Below are 12747 nucleotides of genomic sequence, written 5' to 3'. Positions count from 1 at the left end.
AACCTCCGCGCGAAACCGAAAACCGGCCTTCGAGCCCGTCGCGCAACCTTACCGCAGCGATTCCTTGCACCAAGGCGGATACACCCTTCGCCCGCACGAGTCCGTCAAGTGATACGAGCAGAACGGAATCGCGCGACCATCGGGAACCGTGACCATCATGGAGCATTCGCGCAGCCGCTGCGTGTCCATGGACACCGCGTCCATGTAGTTCATGACGATCACCGAAAGCCCACTTGTCACCTCGACGCCCTTCTGAGCCAGGATGTCCAAGAACACCGAGCCCTGCGGGCTGTCTGGCGAGTACCCTTTGCGGTACTCTTCCATCGTCATCGCCCTGGTAGCCGGGTAGAAGCCCGACGGATGCGGCGCCACGCCCCGGGGAGGCTCGCCGTGCACGAAGAACACGCCGGTGTCGCACAGCGGGTTCGAGCATCCGAGCGGCCATACGTCGCGCGGGCCGATGAGCCCTTCCGACTGCTCGGCCAGCTTGAATATCACGTCCCCCGAGCTCATGGGCAGGGCGCGCTCCGCGTCGAAGCGCCCCGAGGTGAACGCCGGTTGAAGTGCCAAGCCCGCCACCACGTCCGCGTTGTCCAGGCAGAAGCGCAGCAGGTCCCCCAATTGCCCATCGTTCAGGCCGGCAACCACGGCCACCGACAGCACCACCTGAACGCCCACCTGGCGGCACCGCTCGATGACCTTCAGCTTGACGTCGAGGATGTCCCGGCCGCACGTCCCCTCGTACACATTGCCCGTCAAGCCGTCGAACGACAGGTACACCCCGGTGAGCCCCGCCTGCACCAGTTCTTCCAAATAGCCGTCGCGCGCGGCGATGACCAGGCCGTTGGTGTTGACCTCGATGCCCCAGAAGCCCTTTTCGCGACCCATGCGGATGATCTCGGGCAGATCCTTGCGGCACGTCGGCTCGCCGCCCGTGATCTGCACGGCACCGTCTGCGCCCACCGCGTTCACGATCACGTCGTACATGGCCTCGATCTCGTCCATCGTAGGATCGCCCTCGCCCGTTTCCGCGCTCATGAAGCACACGGGGCAATGCAGGTTGCAGTTGCGCGTGACCTCGATTTCCATGAGCGTTGCGCGACGCTCATGGCGAGAGCACGTGCCGCAGCCAAGCGGGCACGGCCCTGAAGGGGGAATGGCACCGCACGGCGACGTCCTGGGAAACGCGAGCGAGCGCAGCCATTCGTAGTGCGCGGCATCGGGCCACATGCGCGTAGCAAGCCTGCCGTGATCGGGACAGGTGCGCTCCATCCACACGACGCCCTCGGCGTCGGCGTACACGTCCGCGGGTAGCTCGCGCAAACAGTCCGGGCACAGCGCCGTGGTCTTGTGCAGCGGCACATGCTCGCTTCCTCTTGTTTTTTGCTCGCTCATCAGGTCTTCTTACTCGTCGATGTACTGACGGGGATCGTGCTCGTCGTTCGGAGGCGTGGCAACCCGGATGCCCATGAAGTCGACCCAGTCGAGCACGCGCTGCGGCACGAACAAGCCGGGCTGGTACGCGGCCGACTGCTTGATGGCGCGTATGCACGAGATGGCGTGCGCAAGGTCGGTCGATTCGTCGATGTCGGACACGGGGGACAAATAGGCGCAGGGCACGTCGCGGTCCTGAAGCTTGGCCATGTAGCCGTCAAGCGCCGGAACCCCGTCGGTGTTGTAATAGACGCTTTGATGGTTCACGGGCGTGTTGTGGCTGTACCCCACCAGCGACGTTCCGCACTCCTGGCAGGGCGCTTGCACGAAACCGGGCTTGCCGAGCGCCTGGAAATAGTCGAGCCATTGAAACGACTGGATCACGTGGGATTTGGGCAAGGTGGGAATGTCGCCGCCCACGGACACCACGTGCTCGTAGCCCAGATCGAAAAGCTGGCGAAACGCGTCGTCGAAATGGTCGTCGAACGTCGCGCCCTTGTCCGTGAGGTAATGCACCTCCATCGGCCACGGACCGATGGCGTCGTACGTCTCCTTCATAAGCTCCACGTTCGACGCCGGCGTCGTGGACACGAAGAAGTCGTAGGTGATCTTGTCGACGCTTGGGTCGGCCTCGACGGCAGCGTCGTTTTCAAGCTGCATCTCGATGAGCGCGTGCATCGAAAGCTCGCTCACGTCGTACAGGCTGCGCTTGAAGAACTCGGCAGCCTGCTCGGGGGTGAGAAACCCGCCTCGCTCGGTGGTCAAGCGCGTCTTTACCATACCCGGCACCGGAGGCTTGCTGAACAACAGCAATGCTTGCTTCTTCTCCGCCATGGGGACATTCTCCTTCTCGTCGTGTTTCTTTTCGTTATAAAGCAGCTGTTCACGACCGTCCGATCAATCGGACTTGCCGACGCTTTCCCCCGTCGGCCGCTCCCAGCTTAGAACTCTGTCGACCTTTCGCACTACGCAGTCGACGGCGTTGTAGCACCATGTGCCGATCATCGGCTCTTCCGGCTTGCACGATGTGAGGCAGTTCACGTTCGACTCCCAGATGCCCCCGAACGCAGGAGCGCCCGGCTCCCATTCGGGATGCCACCAGCCGTAGTCGACGTTCACAAGATCGTCGCGCATGCGCGCGACGGCCAGCACGAAGCAAGCGGAGCCGTTGTCGGTGGCAACCTCCACGCAATCGCCCGGAGACAGCCTCAGGCGCTCGGCCGTAGCCGCGCTCATCTCGGCCACCGGGTACGGCGACTTCTCCCTGAACGATGCGTTGTTGAAGTACATCGACGCGTTGTAGGGCTGCTTGCGCGAGCCGGTTATCATCGCCACGTGCGCCGCCCCCTTCGCCCGGGCGTCGTCGAGCAGTTCCTGCGAGCACAAGGTGATCGGCCTGGCCGGCGTAGGCAAGCGGGGGCCGCCCAGCCGCGGCAACAGCTCGCTCGCCAGCTCCACCTTGCCCGTCGTGGTTGCGAAGCCCTGAGGACGACCATCGGGGCCGAGCAGCTCGTGCTTGGCGTACGCGGGCTGCTGCCAGTACGTGCCCAGATCGCAGAACGTATCCCAGTCCACGCCCGCGCGCGCAAGCTGCGCCGCGAAGGCGTCGGCCAGCGTCTCTTCGGGCCACGCGTCCTTTTGCCCCAAGCGCAAGCCCAACTCCCGAAACACGTCGTAGTCGCACCGTCGTTCGTAGTAGGGAGGCACCGCGGCGGGACCGCCGTAGCCCATGTTCGCCACGCCGCCGTGCACCTGCAGCACGGGCCGCTCGATGGCGCCGGCAATCGGCAGCACGTAGTCGGCGATGCTCGCGGTGGGCGTCATGTAGTAGTCCAGAACCACCAGCAAGTCCAGCCCCATGAACGCCTCGAAGACGCGATGCGTGTCGGCGTACGTCAGAAGCGGGTTCGTGGCGTTCACGATAAGAGCGCGCACCGGGTACGGGTCGCCGACCTCCATGGCGCGCAGCACCAGATGCGGATGCGCCGAGGTCAGGTAGCGCTCCGGAAGCGTGCGTCCCAACCGCTCCGTAAGAGGGCGAACCAGATCGTAGCCGTCGAAGCACTGAAGCGGGGTGTGCGGCGTGTTCAAGCAGCGCGCGCGATGCTCCGGCTTCAGAGCGTCGGTCATCTCGAGCTCCATCTCGGAAACGAAGTCGGGGGCGTCGGCAAGAACGCAGGATCCCGGCTTGTCCACATTGCCCGTGACGGCGCGCAAGCAGCAGATCGCGCGGTGCGTCGGCGCGACGTTCGCGCCCGCCTGGTCGATGCCGCGGCCCGAAACGAGGGCGGCGGCTCCGGCCTGCGCGAACAGACGCGCGGCGCGCACGATGTCGTCAGCCGGCACATCGCACACGCTGGCCACGTATTCGGGCGTGTAGTGCCGTACGCATGCGGCCAACTCGTCGTAGCCGAAGCACCAAGCGTCCACGAACGCGCGATCGACCAGGTTCTCGGCAATGATCACCTGCAGCAAGCCCAAGGCCAGCGTGCAATCGGTTCCCGGGCGAACGGGCAGCCACAGATCGGCGACGGCTGCGGCTTGCGTGCGCCGCGGATCGACGACCACCAGCGGCGCGTCGGACTTCGCGAACCGCAGCACGGAGCGCCAGAATGCCGAGTTGTCGGATTCCGCCGGATTCGTGCCCCAAAGAAACAGGCATTCCGTAACACCCGGAACAATGTCGGCCTCCACCGTCCACCCGAACGTCAGAGCGTCCATCCAGATGCGTGGGTTCCAGCAGATCTGCCCGATGCCCATGTTGTTCGGGCTTCCGAACAGGTTCATGAAACGATGCAGCGGCCAAAACGAAGCGTGCGGGCCGCCGATGGCGCTGGCAAGCGTTTCCGGGCCGTGCTCGGCAGCAAGCTCCTGCAACCGCGCCGCAATATCGTCGAGCGCATCGTCCCAGCTCACGCGCTCCCACTTCCCGCTGCCGCGCGACCCTGCGCGCCGCAACGGGTAGTTCACCCGATCGGCGCCGTCGAGGGCGTCCAGGTTCATGCGCCAGCGGCGACATCCCGCAAGAACGCGAGCATCGTAGGGATAGCGCGCAGGATCGGGGTCGATCTTCACCACGCGCCCGTCCTCGACCGTGGCGAGAAGCGCACAGCAGTATCCGCAGTAATGGCAGTTCGTAGGCTTGATTTCCGTGGTCACGAGATCACCTCCGGACTCGTTTCGACGCGCTGGCCAGCGCCGACGGCGCAAGCAGCCTCGGGCGCACCGAGAGACGCGAACGCCCGCGAACTCGATGCGCCCTCCACGGCATCAAGAGCGTCGTCGAAAAGAAACCGGAGTTTCATGTACGAATCGGCTCGACTCCAATCGATGCGCCAATCGTACAAAAGCTCCAGGTAGTGAAACGCCGAGATCGGCGCCGCAAACGTTTCCAACTGCAGCGCGCAGCTCATGCACGCCACCACGAACGCGCTCGATCCGGCCGCACGAGCTTCCTGGCCATGACGGCGCGCGGCGTCGTCGGCGCGATCGAACTTCCCAACCGCCCGCAGCAACGACCCGCAGCAGTACGAGCGCTTGCGAATATGAGCCAGCTCAACCACAAGGTCGGCGGGCATGAGCGCGCGCACGCCATCGGCGGATTCCCCGGTATCCCGATCAGGGCACGAGTCGTGCACGCTCGCGCGCACCTCGGAAGCCGCGACTCCCGTCTCTTGCGCCAGCAGGCGCCGAGCAACGCCTTCGTCGATACGGTAGCCCAGATCGGCCAGCACCGCAGGCAGCGCGACAACCTGGATGCCGGCCGTACGCTCGTCGGCCGCAAGCGCGGCGCGCAGGGCCTGCACGCAATTGGGGCAGGCAGCCACGATGCGCTCGACTTCGGAGGAACGCAAACTTGCGCGCAGCTGCTCTTCGAACGAAGCGCGCACGGCGTCTCCGTCGGGTTCGTACGACAGTATCTTCCCGCAGCACAAAAGCGAGACGCCGTCGACGCAACCCGCATCCGAAAGAGTGTCGTACATGGCGTTGACCAGCGGCAATCCGTAGTTGATCAGCGAACAACCGGGGAAGAACACCGAAGAGCACGGGCGCGGATCGCCCGGGACGCGCTCAACCGCGATCTCAAGTTGCGGGAACCCACACGAAACAATGCTTCGCGCCAGGGCGTCTTCAAACACGTACTCGCTCATGCAACCCTCCCCCGTCCTCTCCATCGTCTATCCCCTCCGGTCAAAACCGCGCATCCGGGCTGCAGGCATCCTTGGAAGCCCGCAGCCCGGCGCGGGCGAATTTAGAATTGGTTATCGCCGTACGTCCACTTGGAAATGAACTCCGCGTCCTTTTTGGCAACGCGATTGTAGTAGCGGTTCTCGCCCGGAATCTCGGCACGATCGTCGGTGTTGACCACCATGAAGCGCAGCAGGCAGCCGCCGCACAGCACCAGGATGGGAGCCACAACCTGAGCAGCCGGCGAATGGCCGCCGCCCAGGTACATAAGCAGCGGCACCACCAGGCCCAGACCCACCATGCCAACCCAGAACAGGCCCGCATACGATCCGCGCACCCACCGACGAGCCGCCGCCTTTGCGGTCACGTTGCCGGCACCCGCGAACGACAGGATCATGGTCAGCAGCACGATGAGCTCGGCAATGACCAGCACGATGTCGGCCACGTGCAGGATTTCCAGCACAACTTCGGACACGACGAACGACTCCAGCGAAAAAGCCGCAGGCCAACCGCCGATGGACAAGACGATGGCGGCGCAGCCCGTCGAGATGGCCGAAATGGTGAACAGCACGGGAAGCGCCGGGGTCGCCCAAAACGCATGGGCTTTCAGCGTGGACAGCATGATGCCCGTGTACATCATGATGCACAGCCCGAAGAACCCGGCAACCAGCAAGGAGAAGTCGGCGGCGGGCTTCAGAAGATCGGACAGGCCGGCGAGCACGGGCAGCGCGTCGCCGACGAAGGCGAGGAAGAACACCAGCGCGAACACCGAGGCGATGACCAGGAACGTCGCGCCCCATTTGATGATGGACTTCGACGTTGTCCACACCCTCCAGAACACGCCCGGCTGGCCAAGGTCGACGATCAGGAACACGCAGCCCAGGGCCACGCAGCCCAGGGCCACGAGCACCGGAAGCGCGAACACTTCCGCATGACCCGGAACCACGAAGCTGTTGAAGATAGCAGCCAGGAACAAAACGCCGCCAGCCAAGCCGCCCAGGAACAGGTAGAGGGCGATGGGGGGCTCCCAGTAATGATGCTTCATTATGCCTTACCTCCCAAATCAGGAATATAGTAGATCTGAGGCTCGGTGCCCAGCTCTTCGAAGAGACGCTCGGTCTTCACCGATCCGATAAGCTTGGAAACTTCGCTGTTCGGATCATCGAGATCGCCGAAAATGCGGGCCTTCTGATGGCAGGTCAGCACGCAGTACGGCTGCGCGGAGGGATCGAGCTGGCGCTTGTCGCGGCAGAACGTGCACTTGCGTACGAAGCGGTGCATGCGATCCTCCAGGTGCGAGGCGTCACGCATGCCGTAGGGGCAGGCGTTCACGCACACCTTGCACGACAGGCACTTTTTGGGGTCGACCCACACGGTTCCGTCTTCGTCTTGCTGGCTTGCGCCCGACGGGCAGCAGGGAACGCACTCGGGGTTCTCGCAGTGCATGCACAGCAGCGGCTGCCAGCTCTTATGGACGTTGGGCCAGGTGCCCTGCGCGCCCTCGGTAACCACCGGGTTGTAAATGATGTCAAGCGGAAGCTTGTTCCACGTACGACAAGCAACCGTGCAGGAATGGCAACCGATGCAACGACGTTGGTCGATGACCATAACGTAACGAGTCATGTATCTATCCTTTCTTCCCGCTCGGCAACTAGTCTTCGACGGGGGCATACGACATGTCGTAGCGCTTGCCCGTCGCCTCGTCGATCAGATTTCCCGTGGCCGCGTCGTAGAGCCACCCGTAGTACGCATCGTGGAACGCGCCGCTTTCAGGATCCAGCAACCAGCCGCTGTTCGGATCGTAGACGTACGGAAGGTCGCCAAGGACGGCGCAGCCCGCCTCCGCGTTCCAGGTCAAGTTCTCGGGAACCTCGAACGGGGCAGCCGCCGCACCGGGATAGCAACGGACGCCCGCCACGACCACGATTTCCTCGCGATCCATCGTGTACAGCTTGCCGGTCGCGTCGTCCACAAGGCACTCGCCCGCCGCGTCGTAGCGCCAGCCGGTGTACGCGTCGTGGTACGCCTTCGTGCGGGGGTTGACGAGCCAACCCGATTCGTCAAGACGGAAATGCGTGTCCTTCTGGTACAGGGCGTTGTTCTGCCACACCCATTCGTATCCCTCGGGAACGTCCTCGGGAGGCTGCGGCTTCTCGAACGGAATAGGCTCGCGTGCAAGCTTCTGGTCGCTTGGCATGACCGTGACGCCCGGCTTAACCGAAGATCCGGGGATGGAGAACTGGGTATCCTCCGGCTTGTACTCCTTGTCGAAATCGCCGCACTTGTACACCTTGCACATCAGGCCGCGGTTCGCCCACGATCCGCCCATCGGATCGCAGTGCTCGTCATCGACCGAGGTCAGCACGTTGACGTTCGACTCAAGGCACCCGAAGGGGTTGTTCAGATCGGCGGAGCCGTCGCGCTCGGGGAACCACCAGCCGCGCGGCGCGAACACCACGTTCGGATGGACTTCCGCCTCCACGTTGGCGCGCATCTTGATGCGGCCGCGACGCGTTTCTATCCAGCACCATTCCCCGTACTCGATGTTGAGCTTCGCAGCCAGTTCCGGGTTGATGGAGAAGTACGGATCGGGATACAGGTAGCGAATGCCCTGCATCTGGAAGTGCTCCGAATGGTGGTACGGCATGAAGCCGCCGCCCGTGGTGAGCACGATAGGGTATTCCGCAGCGATCTCCGGGGTGTCGATCTCGTTTTCGATACAGCCGATGTAGGTGGGCATGCCCGCGTAGCCAAGCTCGCGCAGGATGGACGAGTTGCACTCGACCTTGCCCGAAGGCGTCCAGAAGCCGCCGTTGGTCTTGAACTTGTTCTGATGCAGCGGCGGATAGTACATGCGATAGTAGTCGACGAAATCGTCGTAGCATTCCACGCCGGGCAGGCCCAAAGGCTGGAGAATGTGGAAGTAGGCTTCTTCCTCGGTCTCCCAAGGCCAGTTGGCGGGATCCTGGCCGCACGCAAGTCCCAGCTTGCGCCAGAACGTCATGTCGGTGTGGCGGTCGTACTTGGGCTGCATGGCGCGCTTCCCGCCCATGATCGAGTCGGTTGCGCCGTAATGGGTGACGATGGTGGGCCGCTCGAGCGCGCCCGCCGCCGGGAACACGTAGTCGGACAGCAGCGCCGTGGGGGTCATCCAGTAGTCCACGGTGACCAGGAACTCGCATTTCTTCAGCGCTTCGAGCGTCATCTTGGCGTCGCCGTACGAGTTGACGGGGTTGCTGGCGTTCACGATGAGCGCGCGCACCTGGTACGGGTCGCCCGTGATGATGGCCTTGAAAACGCTGGGGCCGTGCGCCTCGCAGAACCACTCGGTGGGCAGCGTCTTGCCCCACGTGCGCTTCGCGTTATCGGAGATAAGCTGGTAACCGGGCCACGAGGTGAGCTTGAACTTGTTGGAGCCGATCTGCTTGCCCTTCTGCTCTTCGGGCAGGCACTCGTTAAGCTCCATCTCCTCGTCGGTAAGGTAGTTCAAAGCGGGGCCGGGCATGCCGTCGCCGCCGGGAACGTCCAGGTTTCCGCAGATCGCACGTATAAGGGCGATAGCGTGGCTGCCGGTGGTGGAAGCGCGACCGATCTGGTCCCACGTGCAGCCCCACTGGATGCAGCCCGGCGTGTTCATGGCGTACAGGCGCGCGGCCTCGCGAATCTTGTCAGGCTCGAGCCAGGTGATGGGGGCGGCCCATTCCGGCGTGTACTCGGCGACGTGCTCTTGAAGCTCGTCGAAGCCGTCGCACCACTCGCCCACGAAATCGTAGTCGACAAGGCCCTCGTAGATGATGGTGTGGAGCATGGCAAGCGCGAGCGCCGCATCGGAGCCGGGACGCAGCGGCAGCCACAGGTCGGCTTTGGAGGCCGTTTCGGAATACCGAGGATCCACGACCACGATCTTCAAGCCGGCTTTCTGTAGGTCCGTGTAGCCGTTCATGCCGCCTAGCGTGGAGGCACCTGGGTTCATGCCCCAGAGGATGAGGCACTTCGCGCCCATGAGGTCGGTTTCGAACGGCGACCAACCCGCCACGCAGGTTTCGGCCATGAACGTGGGGATCCAGCACAGCAGCGCGTTGTGGAACCCGTTCGGCGTGCCGAACTGATTCAGGAAGCGGCGACGCGCCCAGTCGTCGGTGCGCGTGGTGCCGCCCGCGGAAGCTACCGCTTCGGCGCCGCTTTCCTTCTTTATCTGGTTCAGCCGATCGGCAACTTCTTGGATGGCCTGGTCGTACGGGATCTTCTCCCAGTTGCCCTCGCCCTTGCCGCCCACGCGCTTCAACGCATGGTTGATGCGGGCGGGGTGGTTGACGTGCAGCAACGCGCTGGTGCCGCGACAGCACAATCCGCCTTGGTTCGAGTAATCGGGATCGCCCTCGATCTTGATTACGTCGCCGTCTTTGACGTAAGCGAGCACGCCGCAGTTGGCATGGCAGAAATAGCAGAGCGACTTGACCATGGTGACACCCTCTTGATGGATGTCCACCTCGGTCGATTCGGTATCCGGGCACACAAGGCCCTTGAGACCGCTCGACGTCTTGGAAATCTCCGTCATCTACCTTCCCCTCTTCTTCTCGTCCGTTTTCCTCACCGTTTAACCCTGTCGTACCGTTCGCATGATTATGCGCGGGAGCTCCGCTTGGCATGAACGCTCTCGCTCGCGCGGATCATCCACGCCAGTGTATAAAACGCCCGTTCCATCCACATCACCCCGGAAGCTCTAAATTCCTCCAGCGAGTAAGCCCGCTAGTATTAGTTGATCGGACCTCGATTTCCGCGCCGACCGCTCGCCTGGGCATTCCGCGCGCTCCCGGGGACATGGCACGGCTCCCCTGGATCGAACCGGCGCAGCAGCAGCTCGTCTTCTTCAACCGCCAATCGGCATCGTGCTTCTCGTCTTCTTTAGTTGCTCGATGCCAACAAGTAGTAGATTAGATCTGCTAATTGATTATAACCATGCATAAAAGCATGTGCTACCCCGATAATGGATTTTTGCGCCCCCGACGATCCAAAAAAGAGGATAACGATGCAATGAGTCCGCCCATATCGGGTACGGCTCGTCGCGGGACCCGAGGAAAGCCCGCCGCAAAAGCGATATCATGAAGCAGTGGGCACGACAAACAATCAAGGAGCAGCGATGGAAAAAGGGACGCATACGTTCACGTTCATGGGCACCGCCGCCGGGTGCGGCATACCGGCCTTCTTCTGCGACTGCCCCGCCTGCAACGAGGCTCGTCGGAACCCGCGCGCGCGGCGCGGCGATTGCGGCGTCATGGTGCGGGGCGCGAACGCCGACGGCTCGCCAGGCAGGACCGTGCTCATCGACACGCCGCCCGACGTGCGCCATCAACTCATCCGAGAGGACGTGCGCACCGTGGACGAACTGCTGTTCACGCACGCGCACTTCGACCACATGGGCGGCCTGGGAGAGCTGGAGTACCTTGTGCAGCTTGTGCGCAAGGCGGCGCTGCCCACGTACGGCAGCGCCGCGACGCTCGAAGGCATCGGCCGGGAGTTCCACTACATGACGGGCTGCCTGGACATGCGCGAGATTCAGCCCCACCAGCGCATCGAGCTGGACGGCGCGCGCTACACGGCCCTGCCGGTGACGCACGCGCCCGGCACGTACGGATACCTTATCGAAACCGAGGAGACCCGCCTGCTCTACGCGTCGGACACCGGCAAGCTGCCCCCTGAAACGGCCGAGCGCGTGAGAGGTGTGGACATCATGGCCATGGACGCCACGTTCTGGAAGCGAAACTGGTCGCCCGACGACCACCACAGCGTGCAGGAGTGCATCGAAGAGGGGTTGGGGCTTGGCGCCAAGACGCTGTACCTCACGCATTTGGCCATGCACTACGACGAGCCCGTCACGCTTGAAGAGCTGGAGAACTACCTCGAACAGTACGACGGTCGCGTGAAACCCGCTGCCGACGGGCTGTCGCTTTCGATCTGACCCCGCCGTTTCCAAATCACTGCCCCGAAGGAGCACGCATGACGAACCAACCTCTTCCCCGCCCCGCGAAAACCATGAAAGCCGTCGTTTGGGACGGCGAGAGCCTGCAGCTGGCCGATCGGCCCCGACCGCGTGTAGAGGCGGCCACCGATGCTGTGGTACGCGTTACGCGATCGAGCATTTGCACGAGCGACCTGCACATACTCCACCATGCGGTTCCGCGGGCCGTGCCCGGCACCGTGCTGGGGCACGAATTCGTGGGCGTGGTGGAATCGGTGGGCGCGAACGTTGCGCGCGTGAAGCCCGGAGACCGCGTGGCCGTGAACGTGGAGACGTTTTGCGGAGAGTGCTTCTTCTGCAAGCGCGGCTACGTGAACAATTGCGAACGGGGCGGCTGGGAGCTGGGATGCCGCATCGATGGCTGCCAGGCCGAGCACGTGCGCGTTCCGTTCGCGGACAACGGCTGCACGCCCATCCCCGACAACGTGACCGACGAAGACGCGCTGTTTCTGGGAGACATTTTGGCCACGGGCTATTTCGGGGCCGAAATAGCCGAGATCGAACCGGGCGACACGGTGGCGGTCATAGGCGCCGGACCGGTGGGACTGTGCGCCATGATGTGCGCGCGATTGTACGGCGCCGCGCAGGTGATCGCGCTGGAAGTGGATGCCGAACGCAGGACGTTGGCCGTGGAGCGCGGGCTGGCGGATGCGGCGATCGACCCCGCCGATGCAGCGACGGACCCCGAGCAGGCCGTGCGCGCGTTGACCGAAGGGCGCGGCGCGGACGCTGTCATCGAGTGCGCCGGCGCATCGGGAACGTTCGAGCTTGCTTGGCGCGTGGCCAGGCCCAACGCCGTGGTGTCGGTCATGGCGCTGTACGAGGAGGACCAGGTGCTGCCACTTCCCCGCATGTACGGCAAGAACCTGGTGTTCAAGACCGGCGGCGTGGACGCGCATTGCCTTGACCGCGTGATGAACTTGATCGCTGCGGGGCGGTTGGACACCGGGCTTTTGATCTCGAAGCGCTTCCCGCTAAACGAGGCGCTTGAGGCGTACCGCGCGTTCGAGGCTCACGAAGACGGCTGCCTGAAGGTGGTGCTGACTCCTTACGAGGAGTAGGGCGGCCTTCCCCGAGCGCTTCGCGTTTCCCTCGTTCAGCATCGC

Annotated in this window: 9 protein-coding genes; 2 read left to right on the top strand and 7 right to left on the bottom strand. The window is 63.7% G+C overall.

Going from position 1 to position 12747, the window contains the following annotated elements; genetic code table 11:
* Positions 1–48 precede the first annotated feature (48 nt).
* The 7 genes from LG373_RS01055 to LG373_RS01025 all read right to left on the bottom strand — a co-directional run bounded on the left by LG373_RS01055 (position 49) and on the right by LG373_RS01025 (position 10180).
* Positions 49–1395, bottom strand: a complete 1347-nt coding sequence (locus LG373_RS01055; RefSeq protein ID WP_225748747.1) for a radical SAM protein — start codon at positions 1393–1395, stop codon at positions 49–51.
* A 9-nt stretch (positions 1396–1404) separates the two neighbouring features.
* Positions 1405–2268: a DUF2064 domain-containing protein gene (locus LG373_RS01050; RefSeq protein ID WP_114567029.1), complete on the bottom strand. Its 864-nt coding sequence runs from the start codon at positions 2266–2268 to the stop codon at positions 1405–1407.
* Positions 2269–2331: 63 nt separating this feature from the next.
* On the bottom strand, positions 2332–4593 hold the full coding sequence (locus LG373_RS01045) for a molybdopterin-dependent oxidoreductase (RefSeq protein ID WP_225748746.1): 2262 nt from the start codon (positions 4591–4593) through the stop codon (positions 2332–2334).
* Positions 4590–5609 carry a (Fe-S)-binding protein gene (locus tag LG373_RS01040; protein ID WP_225748745.1) on the bottom strand — a complete coding sequence of 340 codons (1020 nt, stop codon included), beginning with the start codon at positions 5607–5609 and terminating at the stop codon, positions 4590–4592. The genes LG373_RS01045 and LG373_RS01040 overlap by 4 nt, the downstream gene beginning before the upstream one ends.
* Before the next feature lie 77 nt (positions 5610–5686).
* On the bottom strand, positions 5687–6667 hold the full coding sequence (nrfD, locus tag LG373_RS01035) for an NrfD/PsrC family molybdoenzyme membrane anchor subunit (RefSeq protein WP_216528968.1): 981 nt from the start codon (positions 6665–6667) through the stop codon (positions 5687–5689).
* Positions 6667–7245, bottom strand: a complete 579-nt coding sequence (locus LG373_RS01030) for a 4Fe-4S dicluster domain-containing protein (RefSeq protein WP_225748744.1) — start codon at positions 7243–7245, stop codon at positions 6667–6669. The genes nrfD and LG373_RS01030 overlap by 1 nt, the downstream gene beginning before the upstream one ends.
* Before the next feature lie 28 nt (positions 7246–7273).
* Positions 7274–10180, bottom strand: coding sequence for a molybdopterin-dependent oxidoreductase (locus tag LG373_RS01025; protein WP_114567034.1), 2907 nt, complete (start codon positions 10178–10180; stop codon positions 7274–7276).
* 582 nt (positions 10181–10762) lie between these two features.
* On the opposite strand from LG373_RS01025, the gene LG373_RS01020 reads away from it, so the two are divergent.
* On the top strand, positions 10763–11581 hold the full coding sequence (locus tag LG373_RS01020) for an MBL fold metallo-hydrolase (RefSeq protein ID WP_225748743.1): 819 nt from the start codon (positions 10763–10765) through the stop codon (positions 11579–11581).
* 38 nt (positions 11582–11619) lie between these two features.
* On the top strand, positions 11620–12702 hold the full coding sequence (locus tag LG373_RS01015) for an alcohol dehydrogenase (RefSeq protein WP_225748742.1): 1083 nt from the start codon (positions 11620–11622) through the stop codon (positions 12700–12702).
* Positions 12703–12747 lie beyond the last annotated feature (45 nt).

Source organism: Paraeggerthella sp. Marseille-Q4926, assembly GCF_916618935.1.
Classification (GTDB): Bacteria; Actinomycetota; Coriobacteriia; order Coriobacteriales; family Eggerthellaceae; genus Paraeggerthella; species Paraeggerthella hominis.
Note: the sequence above shows the minus strand (reverse complement) of the source record. Positions and strands in the feature narration are given on the sequence as shown.

What these genes read in the sequence shown, in the direction of transcription:
- LG373_RS01055 (WP_225748747.1), bottom strand. Translation starts at nt 1,395, where the DNA reads ATGAGCGAGCAAAAAACAAGAGGAAGCGAGCATGTGCCGCTGCACAAG.
- LG373_RS01030 (WP_225748744.1), bottom strand. Translation starts at nt 7,245, where the DNA reads ATGACTCGTTACGTTATGGTCATCGACCAACGTCGTTGCATCGGTTGC.
- LG373_RS01025 (WP_114567034.1), bottom strand. Translation starts at nt 10,180, where the DNA reads ATGACGGAGATTTCCAAGACGTCGAGCGGTCTCAAGGGCCTTGTGTGC.
- nrfD (WP_216528968.1), bottom strand. Translation starts at nt 6,667, where the DNA reads ATGAAGCATCATTACTGGGAGCCCCCCATCGCCCTCTACCTGTTCCTG.
- LG373_RS01050 (WP_114567029.1), bottom strand. Translation starts at nt 2,268, where the DNA reads ATGGCGGAGAAGAAGCAAGCATTGCTGTTGTTCAGCAAGCCTCCGGTG.
- LG373_RS01040 (WP_225748745.1), bottom strand. Translation starts at nt 5,609, where the DNA reads ATGGAGAGGACGGGGGAGGGTTGCATGAGCGAGTACGTGTTTGAAGAC.
- LG373_RS01015 (WP_225748742.1), top strand. Translation starts at nt 11,620, where the DNA reads ATGACGAACCAACCTCTTCCCCGCCCCGCGAAAACCATGAAAGCCGTC.
- LG373_RS01020 (WP_225748743.1), top strand. Translation starts at nt 10,763, where the DNA reads ATGGAAAAAGGGACGCATACGTTCACGTTCATGGGCACCGCCGCCGGG.